The sequence below is a fragment of the Streptomyces sp. NPDC003016 genome (assembly GCF_053591455.1).
In genome coordinates this window covers 203,368-221,938 of record NZ_JBSFTV010000003.1, presented here as the reverse complement: position 1 = coordinate 221,938, position 18,571 = coordinate 203,368, and the positions used below count along the sequence as shown (strand labels likewise).

Sequence of the window (18,571 nt, the reverse complement as noted above, 5' to 3'; positions counted from 1 at the left end):
CTCATCGCGTGGACCGGACCGGACCGGAATCAGGCGTGGCGCCCGGGAGCGTGACGGGAGAACCGCCCGCATGCTCGAGCCGAACGATTCCACCGAGCCCTCGGCAGGTACCGCGCGTACCGCCGGGGAGACCGACGACAACCACTCGCCCAGCGGCACGCTGCCGCCGCGCCGCCGGCGCCGCGCGGCCTCGCGCCCTGCCGGTCCCCCGGCCGGGGGCGCGAAGGCCGTAGTGACCGCCGAAACCGTAGAGGCCGCGGCTCCGGCCATACCGGCCGGAGAGGGCGCCGTGAGCGAGCCCGCAGAGAGCACAGAGTCCGTACAGTCCGCGGCGGAGAGCGCCGAGGCCGCGCCGCCGGCCCGTACGCGCCGCCGTGCCACCCGCAAGGCGACCGCGCCCGCCGGTGCCCCGAAGCCCGCCGAGGCGGAGGAGGCACCCGCGGCTGCCGCCGAGGAGCCCGCCGTCGTGGACGAGGCCGCGCCGCCGGCCCGTACGCGCCGCCGTGCCACCCGCAAGGCGACGGCTCCCGCCGGTGCGCCGAAGAGCGCGGACACGGCTGCCGCCGAGGTCGAGGCCGCCGCCGCGTCCGAGCCCGTCGCGCAGGCCGAGCCCGTACAGCCCGTACAGCCCGCGGAGAGTGCCGAGGCCGCGCCGCCGGCCCGTACGCGCCGCCGTGCCACCCGCAAGGCGACGGCTCCCGCCGGTGCCCCGAAGAGCGCCGGGGCGGAGGCCCCGGTCGAGGCCGAGGCGCCCGAGGCCGCTGTGGAGGCGCCCGCGGCTCCTGCCGCTGCCGCCCCTGCCGTTCCTGCCGCCGACGAGGCCGCCGACGAGGCGCCGCGTGGGCGTGGCCGTCGCCGGGCGACCCGTAAGGCGACCGCGCCCGCCGGTGCGCCGAAGACCGAGCCGGAGACCGAGCCGAAGGCCGAAGAGGCCCCCGCCGAGGAGCCCGCCCCGGCGGAGCCCGTGGCGGCCGAGGCCGAAGAGGCGCCGCGTGGGCGCACGCCGCGCCGTCGTGGTGGCCGCAAGGCCGCCGACGAGGCCGCTGCCGCCGAGGGCGCCGCGCCGAAGGCGGAGGCCGCCGCGCCGAAGCCCGCGGCCGAGGAGCCGTCGCGTTCGCGCCGCCGGGTCTCGCGTCCCGCTGTCGCCGTGTTCCAGGCGCCGGTCTTCACCGAGCCGATGTTCCAGACCCCCGAGACGGCCGCGGCTGCCGCTGCCGCCCGGATGACGGAGCCGGACTTCATCGAGGACGTGGAAGAGGACGAGGAGGAGCTGGAGACGGTCGTCGAGACGCCTCCCGCGCCGCAGGCCGCCCCGCAGCGGGGCCGCCGTCGCCGCCGCCGCGGTGAGCCCGCCGAGGACGAGCGCGCGGAGCGCGTCGAGCGTGTCGTGGAGACCGCGCCCGCCCCGGAGGAGCCCGCCGAGCTCGTCGAGGAGGAGCGGGACGAGGAGGACACCGCGCACGACGACTCCGACGAGGCCGAGGACCGCAGGGCGCGCCGCCGTCGCCGCGGTGGCCGTCGCCGTCGCCGGGGCGAGCCCGTCGACGCGGACGAGTCCGAGGAGCCGGACGCGTCCGACGAGGACACCGACGAGGACGCCGACGAGGCCGACGAGGACGAAGCCGACCAGTCGGGCGCGGGTTCCGCCTCCAGCCGTCGTCGTCGCCGCCGTCGCCGCCGCAGCGGTGACGCGGGCCCGGAGGCCGAGGCCAACGGCGTCGACGACCCGGAGCGTACGGTCGTCAAGGTCCGTGAGCCGCGCAAGAAGGAAGCGGAGCGCGAGCCGGGCACCGGCTTCGACGAGGTCCAGTCCATCAAGGGCTCGACCCGTATGGAGGCGAAGAAGCAGCGTCGCCGCGAGGGCCGGGAGCAGGGCCGCCGTCGCGTCCCGATCATCACCGAGGCCGAGTTCCTGGCGCGCCGCGAGGCCGTCGAGCGCGTGATGGTCGTCCGTCAGCACGGCGACCGCACCCAGATCGGTGTGCTCGAGGACAACATCCTCGTCGAGCACTACGTCAACAAGGAGCAGTCGACCTCGTACGTCGGCAACGTCTACCTGGGCAAGGTCCAGAACGTGCTGCCGTCGATGGAGGCCGCCTTCGTCGACATCGGCAAGGGCCGCAACGCCGTCCTGTACGCGGGCGAGGTGAACTTCGACGCGCTGGGCATGGGCCACGGCCCCCGCCGCATCGAGTCCGCCCTCAAGTCCGGCCAGTCGGTCCTCGTGCAGGTCACGAAGGACCCGATCGGCCACAAGGGCGCCCGCCTCACCAGCCAGGTCTCGCTGCCCGGCCGCTACCTGGTCTACGTGCCCGAGGGCTCGATGACCGGCATCAGCCGCAAGCTGCCCGACACCGAGCGCTCGCGTCTGAAGACCATCCTCAAGAAGATCGTCCCCGAGGACGCGGGCGTCATCGTGCGCACCGCCGCCGAGGGCGCGAGCGAGGACGAGCTGCGCCGCGACGTCGAGCGTCTGCAGCAGCAGTGGGAAGACATCGTCAAGAAGTCGAAGAGCAGCGGCGCGACCAGCGGTCCGACCCTGCTCTACGGCGAGCCGGACATGACCGTCCGCGTCGTGCGCGACATCTTCAACGAGGACTTCTCGAAGGTCATCGTCAGCGGTGACGACGCGTGGCAGACCATCCACGGTTACGTCTCGCACGTCGCCCCGGACCTGGCGGACCGGCTGTCGCGCTGGACGTCGGAGGTCGACGTCTTCGCGACGTACCGGATCGACGAGCAGCTGATGAAGGCGCTGGACCGCAAGGTCTACCTGCCGAGCGGCGGTTCGCTGGTCATCGACAAGACCGAGGCGATGATCGTCGTCGACGTCAACACCGGCAAGTTCACCGGTCAGGGCGGCAACCTCGAGGAGACCGTCACCAGGAACAACCTGGAGGCGGCCGAGGAGATCGTCCGTCAGCTGCGCCTGCGCGACCTGGGCGGCATCGTCGTCATCGACTTCATCGACATGGTCCTGGAGTCCAACCGCGACCTGGTGCTGCGGCGCCTGCTGGAGTGCCTGGGACGCGACCGTACGAAGCACCAGGTCGCCGAGGTCACCTCGCTCGGCCTGGTCCAGATGACGCGCAAGCGGGTGGGCCAGGGTCTGCTGGAGTCCTTCTCCGAGACCTGCGTCCACTGCAACGGGCGCGGAGTGATCGTGCACATGGAGCAGCCGGCCGCCGCCGGCAACGGTGGTGGCGGCAAGCGTTCCAAGAAGCGCGGCCGCGGTGGTGCGGAGCTCGATCACGAGCACGCGGAGCTGCCGGAGACCGAGGTCGAGACCGAGACCGAGGCCGAGCTCGCCGCCGAGGTCGCCGCGCCGACGGCGCTCCCCGAGCCGGAGTTCGTGCCGGACGAGGAGCTGTACAGCAGCCCCGCGGAGGCCGAGGCGGCCGCCGGCCGTGGCCGCAGCCGCCGTCGCGCCTCCCGCAAGGCGACGGCTCCGGCCGGTGCGCCGAAGGCGGCGGAGCCGGTGTACGTCCCCGAGCCGGAGCCTGCTCCGGAGCCCGAGGCCGTGGTGGAGCCCGAGCCCGAGCCGGTGATCGAGGCCGCGCCCGAGCCCGTGGCGCAGGAGGCCGCCCCGGCCCGTACGCGGCGTCGTGCGACGCGCAAGGCGACGGCTCCGGCCGGTGCGCCGAAGGCGGCGGAGCCGGTGTACGTCCCCGAGCCGGAGCCCGCTCCGGAGCCCGAGGCCGTGGTGGAGCCCGAGCCGGTGATCGAGGCCGCGCCCGAGCCCGTGGCGCAGGAGGCCGCCCCGGCCCGTACGCGCCGTCGTGCGTCCCGCAAGGCGACGGCTCCGGCCGGTGCGCCCAAGAGTGCCGACGCGCCGGCGGCCGAGGCGGTCCAGGTCGTCACCCCGGCCCCCGCGGCCGAGGAGCCGAAGGCCGCGGAGCCGGTGGCCGGGTCCCCGGCCGAGCAGCCCGCGGTCGAGGAGCCGGCAGCGGCGGCTCCGCCGCGTGCGCGCCGTCGTGCGACCCGCAAGGCGTCCGCGCCGGCGGGATCGCCCAAGGGCGCGGAGGAGGCGGCCGTGCTGGTCGTCGAGACGCCGGTGACGGACAAGAGCGCCGCCGCCGAGCCGGCCACCGAGCCCGAGCCCGCCGAGGCTCCGGCCAAGAAGGCGACGCGCAAGGCCGCCGCGAAGAAGGCCCCCGCGAAGAAGGCGACCGCCGCCAAGAAGACGGCCGCCAAGAAGACCGCGGCCAAGAAGACGACGGCCAAGAAGGCGTCGGCTTCGAAGAAGACCGCGGCGGCGGAGCAGCCGTCGCAGTCGGCGGTCTCCACCCCGGCCGAGGACTGACCTTCGGGCAGTACCTCATGCAGTGACAGCTCTGTGGGCCGTCCCGGACATTCACCGTCCGGGACGGCCCACACTGCTGCCCGCCCCCTGGAGTGACGTACGCGACGCCTGTGTGTCCAGGAGGTCCATGCAACCTTCGGGGACCCCGGAGAGTCTTGGAGGAGATCTCTTTCCCTGGAGTTCATCTCCGGTTTTTCTTGAAAGGCCCGTCACCCATGGCGTCCACCCCCGCAGGCACCGGCATAGTCCCCGAGCAGTTGAACCGGAGCATGAAGTACTTTCCGGAGGCCTCGGAGGAAGACCGTGCCGAATTCCTCGCCGCGGCGAAGGAGTTCGTGGCGCAGGCCGGTCCGAAGAAGGTGGCGAAGCTGCCCCCGATCGGCCGCATCCAGTGGCAACTGGCCGCCGGGGGACGTGCGGACGAGCTGGTCGAGGTCCTGCGGTACGACCGCGAGAACCCGGGTGTCTACCAGGTCAAGGGCCTCAGGCGGGCCCGCGTCGAACTGCCGGGGGTGGAGCTGGGCGCGCTGCCGCCCCTGGTGAAGAACCTCAGGCGCAGTGAGCTGCCGGTGCGCAGCAGGCTGACCGACATGGAGTGGCGGGACGGCCGTCTGGTGCTGCGTGGCTACGCGTACGTGCCCAATGCCCCGGCGGCGACGGGAAAGCGTTCCGTCCGTATCGCCGGGCTGCGCAGGGAGGGCGGTGGCGGCAGCGTCCCGCTCAAGCCGAGGACCGTCCTGGAGCCGAAGGCGACCAGATCGGCGCCGGGCGCTCTGCACTCGTACGACTGGTCGGGCTTCGAGATCATGATCGACCCGAGGCGGCTGCGTTCCCGCGGTCGCTGGCAGTCCGGCACCTGGTTCCTGGGCATCGGCATACCGAGGCCCGGCGGTCTCTCCGTCGGGCGGGTGTACAAGAACGACGCGGGCCGCGGCGGGCACAGCCAGGCCCGGGTCGTCGAGAGCGGTGTGCGGGTCGTCGCGGGCTTCGAGGAGGACTGCTTCCGGCTCACCGTGGACGTGGTGCCGGCCGAGATCGAGGCGCACGAGGCCGTACGGGACGGCGTGGAGGTGACGGTGCGCTCCTGCCCGAAGACCACGGAGGGCAGGGCCCCCGTGGAGCTCCGGGTCGACCACCCCGGCTCCAGGACGGCCGCCCGGTACCCCCTGGAGAGCCGGGAGGGACGTTACGGCGACGGCTGGTCCAGGAGCGCGGCGTACGTCCCCTTCGCGGACCTGCCCGTCGACGGGGTGCGGCCCAAGAAGGTGCAGAACTCCCGCGTCAGCATCGTGTTCGCGGACGGCACCTCCCGCCGCGCCACGGTCGCCCAGAGCCTGCGGACCGGTACGTACCAGCTGTCCGGCGGCCGGGAGGTGGCCGCCCACACGGACGGGGCGGGTACCTTCTTCCTCCAGACCAGGGTCGTCCAGCCGGTCGTCGACCGGATGCGCTGGACGGCGCAGGGAGAGCTCTCCCTCCAGGGCACGTACCTCGGCCCGGAGGAGCCGCTGCGGCTCGTCCTCCGGCACGGGACCCGGCACGAGGAGAAGGTGCTGCCGGTCGAGGTCGCCGACGGCCGGTTCTCCGCGCTCGTCACGCCGGACGCGATGGCGACGTACGGAGGGACGCTTCCGCTGCGCGGCGGGCGCTGGTACTTCACCTTCCGCGCCGCGGCCGAGTGGGACCACGCCGACGACATCCCGGTGACGCTCCGCCCCGACCTCGTCGGCACGCTGCCGATGGCCCACAAGGGACAGCACCGCAGGTACACCGTGGACCGCCGCTTCTTCGACCGGTTCTTCCTGAACTCCGGTTCGGCGCTGAGCCCGCAGGTCCGCGGCGGCTACCGGCAGCGGCAGCTCAGGGAGACCTGCTACCCGGCGCAGCAGCGGCTTCCGCTGCGCGAGGCCGTCCTCTACAACAGCTTCGGCGGCAAGCAGTTCTCGGACTCGCCCCGGGCCGTGTACCAGGAGTTCGCGAGCCGCGGGACGGACCTCGAGCACATCGCCGTCGTCGCCGACCAGCAGGCGGTCCTGCCGGCCGGGGTCCGCGGCGTCGCCTGGGGCAGCGAGGAGTGGTACGAGGCGCTGGCCCGCAGCCGGTACGTCGTGACCAACGTCGGCATCAACGACTGGTTCACGCGGCGCGAGGGCCAGGTCGTCGTACAGACGTGGCACGGTACGCCGCTCAAGCGCATCGGCGCCGACCTGCTGGGCACGCCCAAGGCGAACCTCGCGTACATCGCGAGCCTGCCGCAGCGCTCGCGGCAGTTCAGCCTCTTCGTGTCGCCGAACGCCTTCACGACCCCGATCATGACCCACGCCTTCCAGCTCAAGTGCGAGGTGCTGGAGTCCGGTTACCCGCGCAACGACGTCTTCCACGCACCGGACCGGGAGAAGACGGCCGCGCGGGTGCGCGAACAGCTGGGCATCCCCGAGGGCAAGAAGATCGTGCTGTACGCGCCGACGTGGCGTGACGACCAGCGCTACGACGGCAAGCGGTTCAAGCTCGACCAGCAGGTCGACCTGACCGCCGCCGAGGCGGCGCTCGGCGAGGACCACGTCTTCCTGTACCGCAAGCACAACAAGGTCCTGGACAGCATCCCGGGCGCCGGGCAGGGCTTCGTCCACGACGTGGCGGCGTACCCGGACATCGCCGACCTCTACCTGATCGCCGACGTGCTGATCACGGACTACTCCTCGGTGCTCTTCGACTTCGCGCACTCGGGCCGCCCGATGCTGTTCTTCACGTACGACCTGGAGCACTACCGCGACACGCTGCGCGGCTTCTACTTCGACTTCGCCGAGCGCGCGCCCGGCCCGCTGCTCAAGACCTCGGAGGACCTGGTCGACGCGATCCGGAACATCGACTCGGTGTCGGCGCGGTACAGGGAGAAGTACGCGCGGTTCGTGAAGGACTTCTGCGAGCCCTCGGACGGCCGCGCCTCCGCCCGGGTGGTCGACCGGATGCTGGAGATCGCGGCGGGGCGGTGACGCCCGGGACCCCGGTTTGACCCTCCCTGCGGGGGCCCGTACTCTTGACCGTCGGCGTGTTTTTATGCACGCCATCTCCTGAGCATCTCCCTTCCGGCACCCCCCGGGGTTCCGTTAGAGGCCGCTCCTCCATTCGGATGTGCCGCGGGCCCCACGGCCCGTGCGAACGGCTGGCATCAGGGGTCCCGTCCCGAGCGAAAGAGAGATCAGCGTGTACGCCATCGTGCGCAGCGGTGGTCGCCAGCACAAGGTTGCTGTCGACGACATCGTTGAGGTTGACAAGATTCCCACGGCCAAGGTTGGCGACACGGTCGAGCTCTCGACCCTGCTCGTGGTCGACGGCGACTCCGTCACCAGCGACCCGTGGGTCCTGGCCGGCATCAAGGTCACCGCCGAGGTCGTGGACCACCACAAGGGTGCCAAGATCGACATCCTTCGGTACAAGAACAAGACCGGCTACCGCCGTCGCCAGGGTCACCGCCAGCAGTACACGGCGATCAAGGTCACCGGTATCCCCACGGCTGCGAAGTAAAGGGACTGAGACATGGCACACAAGAAGGGCGCATCGTCCACTCGGAACGGTCGCGATTCCAATGCCCAGCGGCTCGGCGTGAAGCGCTTCGGCGGTCAGACCGTCAACGCCGGTGAGATCCTGGTCCGCCAGCGCGGCACCCACTTCCACCCGGGCACGAGCGTCGGCCGTGGTGGCGACGACACGCTGTTCGCACTCGCCGCCGGTGCGGTCGAGTTCGGCACGCACCGTGGCCGCAAGGTTGTGAACATCGTTCCGATCGCCGAGTAATTCCGGCTTTCGTCGAGCGGTACGCACAGCACTTTCCGAGGGCGGACGCTCTTTCCCGGGTACCGGGGAAGCGCGGCCGCCCTCGGCGCGTTACGTATGTAGACATTTCCGCATGTACTGGAGGACCCACCCATGACCACCTTCGTGGACCGCGTCGAACTGCATGTCGCCGCGGGTAACGGAGGCCACGGCTGCGCCTCCGTACACCGTGAGAAGTTCAAGCCGCTGGGCGGCCCGGACGGCGGCAACGGCGGGCGTGGCGGCGACGTCACCCTCGTCGTCGACCAGTCCGTGACCACCCTGCTGGACTATCACCACAGCCCCCACCGCAAGGCCACCAACGGCCAGCCCGGCGCGGGCGACAACCGTTCCGGCAAGGACGGCCAGGACCTGATCCTGCCCGTTCCCGACGGCACCGTCGTCCTCGACAAGGACGGCAACGTACTGGCCGACATGGTCGGCCACGGCACGACGTACGTCGCCGGTGAGGGCGGCCGCGGCGGCCTCGGCAACGCGGCGCTGGCCTCGGCCCGCCGCAAGGCGCCGGGCTTCGCGCTGCTCGGCGAGCCGGGCAAGGGCGGCGACATCGTCCTGGAGCTCAAGACCGTCGCCGACGTGGCGCTGGTCGGCTACCCGAGCGCCGGCAAGTCCTCGCTGATCTCGGTGCTGAGCGCGGCCAAGCCGAAGATCGCGGACTACCCGTTCACCACGCTCGTCCCCAACCTCGGTGTCGTCACGGCGGGCTCGACCGTCTACACGATCGCCGACGTCCCGGGCCTCATCCCCGGCGCGAGCCAGGGCCGCGGTCTGGGTCTGGAGTTCCTGCGCCACGTCGAGCGCTGCTCGGTGCTCGTGCACGTACTGGACACGGCGACGCTGGAGTCCGACCGTGACCCGCTGACCGATCTCGACGTGATCGAGGAGGAGCTGGCGCAGTACGGCGGTCTGGGCGACCGGCCGCGCGTCGTCGTCCTCAACAAGATCGACATCCCGGACGGCAAGGAGCTGGCGGAGATGATCCGCCCGGACCTGGAGGCGCGCGGATACAGCGTCCACGAGGTGTCGGCGGTCGCGCACATCGGCCTCAAGGAGCTGTCCTTCGCGCTGGCCGAGGTGGTCTCCAAGGCGCGCGCCGCAAAGCCGAAGGAGGAGTCGACCCGGGTCGTCATCCGTCCGAAGGCGGTCGACGACGCGGGCTTCACGATCACCGAGGAGGACGGCGTCTACCGCGTGCGCGGCGAGAAGCCGGAGCGCTGGGTGCGCCAGACCGACTTCAGCAACGACGAGGCCGTGGGTTACCTCGCGGACCGCCTCAGCCGTCTCGGCGTCGAGGAGAAGCTGATGAAGGCCGGTGCCCGCGCGGGCGACGCGGTCGCGATCGGCCCCGAGGAGAACGCGGTCGTCTTCGACTGGGAGCCGACGGTGATGGCGGGCGCGGAGATGCTCGGCCGCCGTGGCGAGGACCACCGCCTGGACGCCCCGCGACCGGCGGCGACGCGCCGCCGGGACCGCGAGGCCCAGCGCGACGACCCCCAGCGCGAGTACGACGAGTTCAACCCCTTCTAGTCCGGCCCCTTCCGAGGGGAGCAACCCCTTCCGAGGGAAGCGCCGACGGGGCCGGCGGGAGGAGTCCGGCCCGGCGGCCGCCCCTGTGGCATCGCTCACCCCCGGGAGTGGACCCCCGGACGCCACCCGCACCGGCCCCCGGTCGCCGTACGGACACAAGTGCCTATGTCCGTACGGTGGTTGGGGGCCGGAAAAGGTTTCGTACAGGTGTCGGTAGGGGGGCGTCCACCTTGCGAGGCGGTCACGGAGAGTGCAACCATCGTGTGGTCTTCCAGTCCACGCAAGGTAGGTCGTCTGTGTCCGTGCAGCCCATAGCCAAGCCCCGAACCACAGCAGTCGTGCTCGCCGGTGGTACCGGTCAGCGCGTGGGCCTGTCGATCCCCAAGCAGTTGCTGAAGATCGCGGGCAAGGCGGTCATCGAGCACACGCTGGCGATCTTCGAGCAGGCGGAGGGCATCGACGACATCATCGTCCTCATGGCGCCGGGCTATGTGCCGGACGTCGAGAAGATCGTCGTGAAGGCCGGCCTCACCAAGGTCACCAAGGTCATCGAGGGCGGTTCGACGCGCAACGAGACCACCGAGCGCGCCATCTCCGCGCTCGGCGAGGGCCTCGCCGAGGGGGAGGACCGCAACGTCCTCTTCCACGACGCGGTGCGCCCCCTCCTGTCACAGCGCGTGATCCAGGACTGCGTCGACGCGCTGGAGCGCTACGAGGCGGTCGACGTCGCCATCCCGTCCGCGGACACGATCATCGTGACGCGCACGCACGGCGGCGACGGCGAGTTCATCACCGAGGTCCCGGACCGGTCCCGGCTGCGCCGCGGCCAGACCCCGCAGGCCTTCAAGCTCTCCACGATCCGCAAGGCGTACGAGGTCGCCGCCGGTGACCCGAACTTCCAGGCCACCGACGACTGTTCGGTGGTCCTGAAGTACCTGCCGGACGTGCCGATCTACGTCGTCGCGGGTGACGAGTACAACATGAAGGTGACGCAGCCGGTCGACGTCTTCATCGCCGACAAGCTGTTCCAGCTCGCCTCCACCGCCGCCCCGCAGCAGGCCGACGAGGCCGCCTACCGCGAGCTCCTCGCCGGCAAGACGCTCGTCGTCTTCGGTGGTTCGTACGGCATCGGCGCGGACATCGCGGCTCTCGCCGAGAGCTACGGCGCCAAGGTGTACGCCCTGGGCCGCTCCACCACCGGCACGCACGTCGAGAACCCCGAGCACGTCGACGACGCCCTGTCGAAGGCGTACGCGGAGACCGGCCGCGTCGACTACGTGATCAACACGGCGGGCGTGCTCCGCATCGGCAAGCTCGCCGAGACGGACAGCGCGACCATCCAGGAAGCGCTGAACGTCAACTACCTGGCCCCCGTGCAGATCGCCCGCGCCGCGCACAAGTACCTCGCCGAGACCAAGGGCCAGCTGCTGCTCTACACCTCCAGCAGCTACACCCGCGGCCGCGCCGAGTACAGCCTCTACTCCTCCACGAAGGCCGCCATGGTGAACCTCACCCAGGCCCTCGCCGACGAGTGGGCGGCCGACGGCGTACGCGTGAACTGCGTCAACCCGGAGCGCACGGCGACTCCGATGCGCACCAAGGCGTTCGGCGACGAGCCCGCGGGCTCGCTGCTGTCCTCCGAGGCCGTGGCGCGCACGTCGCTGGACGTACTGCTCTCGGAACTCACCGGTCACGTCATCGACGTACGGCAGGTGGACCCGACGCGTGGCGCGTCCGAGGCGTCGGGATTCGAACAGGCATTGGCCGCCGTCCTGAATCGTCAAGAAGATGTGTAATACTGCTTGACAATTCACGATTCGGGCCTCTGTAGTCGCCAGTAAAGCGATATGCAGAGGCCCGACTTCGTGGAGCCGAACTTCATATTCCGCTTACGTTGTACATAGCCAGCACCCCTCTGGAGCAGGTTCTTCGTGATTTCGACCGCCATCCGCCTGGCCCGCGTGGGCAGTGGATCCGAACTGGCCGCCGCCGTCGTCCTGGGGCTGGGATATCCGTGCATAATGCTGGCCGCACTGATCCCGAACCTCTGGTTCTTCGCGGCCGCCGTGGCCGCGACGTACGTGGCGGACCAGCATCTGCACCAGCGTGGCAGCTATTTGATCAATCGTCTGGGCAAGGTCCGGGCCGGCCTTTCGATCCGTTTCCTGGTGCGCCAGTTGCTGCTGATCCTTTTGCTGGCCCGCATGGAGCTGGCCGAGCAGACGATCTTCTACGTGACGATCGCCTCCCTGCTGCTGTTCTACGCACTCCAGGCCCCGCACGGCGCGCTCGTCACCCTGATCCGCCTGCGCCGCAGGATGCCGGTGGTGACCCGCAACATCGACCTCTCCATGCTGCGCATCCCGGCGGCCCCGCCGAGGCGGCTGCTGAACCGGTCCGCCGAGAAGATGCTGCACCTCGACGTCTTCGCCGTGGTGGGCGTGCTGGCCGCGGTCGGGAGCGGCCGGAACGTCTTCGGCTACGCCGGTCTCGCGCTCACCCTGGTCCTGGCGGTCGCCTACGTCGCGGCGCTGCTGCCGTTCACGCGGCGCGGCCGCCGCGTCCCGCCGGTGGACACCGTCCTGGAGGGCATCGACGGCTGGCTGCGCGACTACCGCCCGACCACGGTCTTGTACTTCTCCGGATCCCGGGAGTCGGCGTACCAGGTCAACATGTGGCTCGACACCATGAAGCAGCTCGACGGCAAGCCGCTGATCGTCCTGCGCGAGCGCCACCTCGTGCCCCAGCTCGCCCCGACGTCGGTGCCGGTCATCTGCGTCCCGAGCGCCACGCACCTGATGAACATGGACCTCTCCACGGTCCGCGTCGCGCTCTACGCCGCCAACGTCGGCAAGAACATCCACATGCTGCGCGTGCCCACCATGAAGCACGTCTTCATCGGGCACGGCGACAGCGACAAGGTCGCGAGCATCAACCCCTACAGCAAGGTGTACGACGAGGTGTGGAGCGCCGGCCGGGCCGGCCGCGACCGCTACGCGCTCGCCGACGTCGGCGTCCGCGACGAGGACATCGTCGAGGTGGGCCGCCCGCAGCTCGCCCCGATCCAGACCTGGAGCGGTACGCCGAAGCACCCGGTCCCGACCGTGCTGTACGCCCCCACTTGGGAGGGGTGGGACGACAACCCGGGCAACACCTCGCTCCTGCTCGCCGGCGAGAACATCGTCAGGCGCCTGCTGGAGGCCCCGGAGCCGGTCCGGGTGCTCTACAAGCCGCACCCCTTCACCGGTACCCGCAGCCCCCAGGCCAAGGCCGTCCACGAACGCATCACCGCCATGGTGGAGAAGGCCGCGGCCGAGCGCGCCACCGACCCGCGCTGGGCGGAGGAGACGTCCGCGCTCCGGGCCGAGCAGAGCGCGGCGCGGGCCGAGCTGGCCCGTATCGAGGCACGCCTCGGGGAACTCGGAACCGGTGGCAACGGCAAGGCGAAGACCTCCAAGGACGAGGCGGAGACCTCGCGCGACGCCCTGCCCGATCCGGCGCGCGAGGCCGAGCTGGCGATCCTCGGGGACGAGTGGAACGCCGCGTACTGGCGCTCGTTCGGGTGGTGGGAGCACCGGGTCGTCACCGGCGCAGAGCCGCGCCTGTACGACTGCTTCAACGAGTCGGACGGCATGGTCTCCGACATCTCCAGCGTCGTCTCGGACTTCATCGCGAGCGGCAAGCCGTACGCGGTGACCGACTCCGCGGAGCTGGGCGCCGAGGAGTTCAAGAAGCAGAACACCGCCGTACGCGCCGCCGTGATCCTCTCCAACGACGCGCGGCAGCTCGGCGAGTTGCTCGCCGCCGTCACGGGCGGCGAGAGCGCCGACCCGCTGGCAGAGGCCCGGCGCGAGCTGAAGGCGTACCTCCTGGGCCCCGACGAACCGGCGTCCATCGTGCAGTTCAACGACGCCGTACGGGCGCTCGCGGCCAAGTCCGAGGCCCGCAACCTGGGGGTGGCCCAGCGCTCCGGCGTCGAGACCGCCGTCACCGCGGCGGACCCGAGCGACTCCGCGCCGGAGGCCACAGGGCTCGACACGACAGTGGCGGGCTGACCCCCGGAACCTGGGCGACACTCGCACGGAGATCCGAATTCGGCCCGGCAGGGAGTCTTTCGAGACGTTCTGCCGGGCCGTTCCTGCGTGTGGTGGCAGGCGTCACGTGGAAAAGTAACGATGGTGAACAACCCATACCCATATGGCGACGGTCTTGGATGTCGATGAAAGAGAATGAGACGGGCATGGCCTCAGTTGAAATTCCCGATGTAACCGTGATCATCGGCGCCTACGAGGCGATGCCCTACCTGATCCCTTGCCTGGAATCGGTCGAAGCCCAGACGCTGGGCGCGGACCGTATGGAGATCGTGGCCGTCGACGACGGCTCGACCGACGGGACCGGAGAATATCTCGACGAGTTCGCGGCCAGGAGCAAGGTCAGGACGCGCGTGGTCCACCAGGAGAATTCCGGTGGTCCCAGCAAGCCCCGCAACGTAGGTCTCGACATGGCCCGCGGCCGCTATGTCTTCTTCCTCGACGCCGACGACTATCTCGGCACGGAAGCCCTGGAGCGGATGGTCGCGATGGCCGACCGCAACGGCACGGACGTCGTGCTGGGCAAGATCGAGGGCATCGGACGCGGCGCGCCCAAGTCGATGTTCGGGCGCACCCTCGAACGTACGGACGTCTTCTCGTCCAACATCAAAATGACGCTCAGCGCGGAGAAGCTCTTCCGGCGCGCACTGCTGGAGAAGCACAAGCTGCGCTTCGACCAGCAGCTGTACACCGGTGAGGACGCGCGCTTCACCCTTGAGGCATATGTGCGCAGCGCCGGGGTCTCGGTCATCGCCGACTACGTCTGCCTCTACATCGTGCGCCGCGACGACGGCAAGCACATCACGCAGAGCGGCAGTTACGCGATGCGCTTCGACTCGGCGAAGGCCCTGATGGACCTGATCGCCGAGCTCTATCCGCCCGGTGAGAAGCGCGACGAGCTGATGATCCGGCCGTTCGTGATCACGCTGCTGCCGCAGTTCGACCACCGCTGGCTGAAGACCGAGGCCGGCACCCGCCAGGACAAGCTGGACCTCGCCCGGCCGCTCATGGAGAAGTACTGGACGCCGGGCGTGGCCCGCCGGCTGAAGGTGCCCGAGCGGCTGCGGATGCACTACGTCGCCGAGGGGCGGGCCGATCTCCTGGAGGACCACCTCGAGTTCCTCCAGGAGAAGAAGGTGCCCGAGGTGATCCGCAAGGGGGCGGAGGGCAAGCCCTACCTCGCGTATCCGCACTTCGAGGACGAGGCGGCGGGCGTACCCGCCGAGATGTTCGCGGTCACGGTCTCGGAGTGGGTCGACGGCGTGCGGGTCACCGCGCCCAGGGGGACCGTGCCCCAGCGCGCCGTCCCCAGGCCGTCCTTCGCCCGGCGCGTGGTGCGCAAGCTGCGCAGGATGGCCCGCGGCGCGCTGGCGGGCCGCCGCCCGGCCCGCTCCTGACGAGGGCTCACCAGACCTCTGGTCCGTGTCCCGCCCCCCTCCGGAACCGGTGGGAGACGGACCGGAGGCAGGGTCCGGCCCGGAGCCCGGACGGCGCGGACACCGCCCGCACGACGGCCGGCCGGCGGTCCAGCGGGCGGAATGCGCAGGCGCCGCCGGGAGTGGCTCACGTACATTGCGGGGAGAACCGGGCGAGCAAGAGTGGGGTCTGTACGTGTCAGGGGCAAGGCAGGGCGTCACGGAGGCCCGCAGGATCGTCGTCAAGGTCGGCTCCTCATCGCTGACCACCGCGTCGGGGGGTCTCGACGCGGACCGCGTCGACGCGCTCGTCGACGTACTCGCCAAGGCGCGCAGCGGTGGCGAGAAGGAGATCGTGCTGGTGTCGAGCGGCGCCATCGCCGCCGGGCTGGCGCCGCTGGGGCTCGCCCGCCGCCCCAAGGACCTGGCCAGGCAGCAGGCCGCCGCCAGCGTCGGCCAGGGACTGCTCGTGGCCCGCTACACGGCCTCCTTCGCGCGGTACGGCGTGCGCGTCGGCCAGGTGCTGCTGACCTCCGACGACACCAGCCGCCGTGCCCACTACCGCAACGCCTACCGGACCCTGGACCAGCTCATCACCATGGGCGCGGTCCCGGTCGTCAACGAGAACGACACCGTCGCCACGGACGAGATCCGCTTCGGCGACAACGACCGGCTCGCCGCCCTCGTCGCCCATCTCGTACGGGCCGACCTGCTGGTGCTCCTCTCGGACGTGGACGGGCTCTACGACGGCGATCCCAGCACCCCCGGCACCTCGCGCATCGACGAGGTGCACGGCCCCGGCGACATCGCGCACGTCTCCATCGGCAGCGCGGGCAAGGCCGGCGTCGGCACCGGCGGCATGGTGACCAAGGTCGAGGCGGCCCGTATCGCCGCGGCCGCCGGCATCCCCGTCGTCCTCACCTCGGCCAGCCACGCCGCCGACGCCCTCGCGGGCCGCGACACGGGCACCTACTTCCACCGCACCGGCCGCCGCAGCGCCGACCGGCTGCTGTGGCTCGCGCACGCCTCGACGCCGCAGGGCGCGCTCACCCTCGACGACGGGGCGGTACGGGCCGTGGTGGAGCGGCGTACGTCGCTGCTGCCCGCCGGGATCGCCGGGGTCGAGGGGGAGTTCAGCGCGGGCGACCCCGTGGAGCTGCGGGACGCGGCGGGCGTGGCCGTCGCCCGGGGGCTCGTCAACTACGACGCCAAGGAGATCCCGCAGCTGCTCGGACGCTCCACCCGCGACCTGGCGAAGGAGCTCGGGCCCGCGTACGAGCGCGAAGTCGTACACAGGGACGATCTGGTCGTTCTCCACCCCTGAAACGACTGAAAGACCGGCTCCGTGGCAGAGACCTTCACGAAAACCGCCCCGCGCCGGGCCCAGGACTGGTCAACTTTGTTGCGGGGATGCAGGGGTACGGCACAGCGACACATCAGAGGAGGCCGCCGGTGAGACGAGTACGTCCGGGGGCGCTGCCCCGAGGCACGGTCGGGCGAACCCTGACCAGTGTCGGGGCGGGAGCGGACTTCGGCCCGGGACCGGAGCCGGACCAGGCGCCGGGCCCCGGCCGGGAGGCCCACGGCAACCGGGAAGCGTCGAGGCTCTGGCACATCACCCTCAGCGTCTCGGGGGCCGAGACGCCGCTGGAGGAGGTCAGACGAGGTCTCGAACAGCTCGCCCACGACCACCCCTTCCTGCTGACCAGCAGGTACGCCAACGACCACGCGGAGATCCGCTACTGGGAAGAGGCACGGGACCTGCACGACGCCGCGGCCGTCGCGCTGCGTCTGTGGGGCGAGCACCGGTCCACGTCGAAGCTGCCGCCGTGGGAGATCGTGGGCCTGGAGGTCATCGACCGGGACACCTACCACCAGCGGATCGCCGAGGGGTACGGCCCGCCGCCCGCGGCCCCGGTCGGTGTGCACCCGTACTGACCGGCCGCCGCACCGCCGGGGAGTCCGGGCCTCGGCGCGAGCCGTCTCGCGGAACGGGATACCCGGTGGCTGCCCGTGGAGCGCGCATTAGTCTGCGGGTATGACCTCGCACTCTCCTCTCGCCGACACGAGCCCCGCCGACGCGACCGCGGCCGGGTCCCCGGTCGCGTCGACCGCACGCCGGGCCCGCGCCGCCGCCGACGCGATCGCGCCGCTTCCGCGCTCCGCCAAGGACGCCGCGCTGCTGGCCGTCGCCGACGCGCTGGTGGCCCGTACGGACGAGATCGTCGAGGCCAACGCCCAGGACATCGCCAAGGCCCGCGCCGCCGGGACGAGCGACACGGTGATCGACCGGCTGACGCTGACCCCGGAGCGGGTCGCCGCCATCGCCTCCGACGTCCGGGACGTGGCCGCGCTGCCCGACCCGGTCGGCGAGGTCGTACGCGGCTCCACCCTGCCCAACGGCATCGACCTGCGGCAGGTGCGCGTGCCGCTCGGCGTCGTCGGGATCATCTACGAGGCCCGGCCGAACGTGACCGTGGACGCCGCCGCGCTCTGCCTCAAGTCCGGCAACGCGGTGCTGCTGCGCGGCTCCTCGTCGGCCTACGCCTCCAACACCGCGCTCGTCGGCGTCGTGCGCGACGCGATCGCCGGGGCCGGCCTGCCCGCCGACGCCGTGCAGCTCGTGCCGGGGGAGTCCCGCGACTCGGTACGGGAGCTGATGCGCGCCCGCGGGCTGGTCGACGTGCTGATCCCGCGCGGCGGCGCGTCCCTGATCCGTACGGTCGTCGAGGAGTCCACCGTCCCCGTCATCGAGACGGGCACCGGCAACTGCCACGTCTACGTGGACGCCGAGGCCGACATCGACATGGCCGTCGACATCCTCGTCAACTCCAAGGCGCAGCGGCCCAGCGTCTGCAACGCCGCCGAGACGCTCCTCGTCCACCGGGACATCGCCGACGCCTTCCTGCCGCGCGCCCTGGACGCGCTCGCCGAGGCGGGCGTCACGGTCCACGGCGACGAGCGGGTGCTCCCGTACGCCGAGGGGTCCAAGGCGGCCGTCGTGGCCGCCACGGAGGACGACTGGGAGACCGAGTACCTCTCGTACGACATCGCCGCCGCCGTCGTCGACTCGCTGGACGGGGCCGTCACCCACATCCGCCGCTGGACCTCCGGGCACACCGAGGCGATCGTCACGACGTCGCAGGCCGCGGCCCGCCGCTTCACGCAGCTGGTGGACTCGACGACGGTCGCGGTGAACGCGTCCACCCGCTTCACGGACGGCGGTCAGTTCGGTTTCGGCGCCGAGATCGGGATTTCGACGCAGAAGCTGCACGCCCGCGGTCCGATGGGTCTGCCCGAGCTGACCTCGACGAAGTACATCGTGACGGGCGACGGTCACACGCGTTAGCGAACCCCTCGTTCGCACGTTCTCTGCCCAAAACGACCGTTCCGGTCTACGC

General features: G+C 71.3%; 11 protein-coding genes. All 11 read left to right on the top strand.

Annotated features, from left to right (window positions below; all coding sequences use genetic code 11):
- Window positions 1-70 precede the first annotated feature (70 nt).
- The 11 genes from ACWDZ4_RS03880 to ACWDZ4_RS03830 all read left to right on the top strand — a co-directional run bounded on the left by ACWDZ4_RS03880 (window position 71) and on the right by ACWDZ4_RS03830 (window position 18,519).
- Complete coding sequence (locus ACWDZ4_RS03880) at window positions 71-4,303, top strand: Rne/Rng family ribonuclease (RefSeq protein ID WP_451506846.1); 4,233 nt, start codon at window positions 71-73, stop codon at window positions 4,301-4,303.
- A 215-nt stretch (window positions 4,304-4,518) separates the two neighbouring features.
- Window positions 4,519-7,296, top strand: coding sequence for a CDP-glycerol glycerophosphotransferase family protein (locus tag ACWDZ4_RS03875; protein ID WP_451506845.1), 2,778 nt, complete (start codon window positions 4,519-4,521; stop codon window positions 7,294-7,296).
- A 211-nt stretch (window positions 7,297-7,507) separates the two neighbouring features.
- Window positions 7,508-7,828, top strand: coding sequence for a 50S ribosomal protein L21 (gene rplU, locus ACWDZ4_RS03870; RefSeq protein WP_028813461.1), 321 nt, complete (start codon window positions 7,508-7,510; stop codon window positions 7,826-7,828).
- Between the two features lie 12 nt (window positions 7,829-7,840).
- The gene (rpmA, locus tag ACWDZ4_RS03865; protein WP_344497493.1) at window positions 7,841-8,098 is read left to right on the top strand and encodes a 50S ribosomal protein L27; all 258 of its coding nucleotides are present in this window, start codon (window positions 7,841-7,843) and stop codon (window positions 8,096-8,098) included.
- Between the two features lie 132 nt (window positions 8,099-8,230).
- Window positions 8,231-9,664, top strand: a complete 1,434-nt coding sequence (gene obgE, locus ACWDZ4_RS03860) for a GTPase ObgE (RefSeq protein ID WP_451506844.1) — start codon at window positions 8,231-8,233, stop codon at window positions 9,662-9,664.
- A 296-nt stretch (window positions 9,665-9,960) separates the two neighbouring features.
- On the top strand, window positions 9,961-11,460 hold the full coding sequence (locus ACWDZ4_RS03855; RefSeq protein ID WP_451506843.1) for an SDR family NAD(P)-dependent oxidoreductase: 1,500 nt from the start codon (window positions 9,961-9,963) through the stop codon (window positions 11,458-11,460).
- A 135-nt stretch (window positions 11,461-11,595) separates the two neighbouring features.
- Complete coding sequence (locus ACWDZ4_RS03850; RefSeq protein ID WP_451506842.1) at window positions 11,596-13,719, top strand: hypothetical protein; 2,124 nt, start codon at window positions 11,596-11,598, stop codon at window positions 13,717-13,719.
- A 185-nt stretch (window positions 13,720-13,904) separates the two neighbouring features.
- Window positions 13,905-15,152 carry a glycosyltransferase family 2 protein gene (locus tag ACWDZ4_RS03845; protein ID WP_451506841.1) on the top strand — a complete coding sequence of 416 codons (1,248 nt, stop codon included), beginning with the start codon at window positions 13,905-13,907 and terminating at the stop codon, window positions 15,150-15,152.
- 214 nt (window positions 15,153-15,366) lie between these two features.
- A complete protein-coding gene (gene proB / locus ACWDZ4_RS03840; RefSeq protein ID WP_451506840.1) occupies window positions 15,367-16,494 on the top strand; it encodes a glutamate 5-kinase in 1,128 nt (375 codons plus the stop codon).
- 128 nt (window positions 16,495-16,622) lie between these two features.
- Complete coding sequence (locus ACWDZ4_RS03835) at window positions 16,623-17,108, top strand: hypothetical protein (protein WP_451506839.1); 486 nt, start codon at window positions 16,623-16,625, stop codon at window positions 17,106-17,108.
- A gap of 100 nt (window positions 17,109-17,208) precedes the next feature.
- Window positions 17,209-18,519 carry a glutamate-5-semialdehyde dehydrogenase gene (locus ACWDZ4_RS03830; RefSeq protein ID WP_451506838.1) on the top strand — a complete coding sequence of 437 codons (1,311 nt, stop codon included), beginning with the start codon at window positions 17,209-17,211 and terminating at the stop codon, window positions 18,517-18,519.
- Window positions 18,520-18,571: the final 52 nt, after the last annotated feature.

What these genes read in the sequence shown, in the direction of transcription:
- ACWDZ4_RS03880 (WP_451506846.1), top strand. Translation starts at nt 71, where the DNA reads ATGCTCGAGCCGAACGATTCCACCGAGCCCTCGGCAGGTACCGCGCGT.
- ACWDZ4_RS03875 (WP_451506845.1), top strand. Translation starts at nt 4,519, where the DNA reads ATGGCGTCCACCCCCGCAGGCACCGGCATAGTCCCCGAGCAGTTGAAC.
- rpmA (WP_344497493.1), top strand. Translation starts at nt 7,841, where the DNA reads ATGGCACACAAGAAGGGCGCATCGTCCACTCGGAACGGTCGCGATTCC.
- ACWDZ4_RS03830 (WP_451506838.1), top strand. Translation starts at nt 17,209, where the DNA reads ATGACCTCGCACTCTCCTCTCGCCGACACGAGCCCCGCCGACGCGACC.
- obgE (WP_451506844.1), top strand. Translation starts at nt 8,231, where the DNA reads ATGACCACCTTCGTGGACCGCGTCGAACTGCATGTCGCCGCGGGTAAC.
- ACWDZ4_RS03845 (WP_451506841.1), top strand. Translation starts at nt 13,905, where the DNA reads ATGGCCTCAGTTGAAATTCCCGATGTAACCGTGATCATCGGCGCCTAC.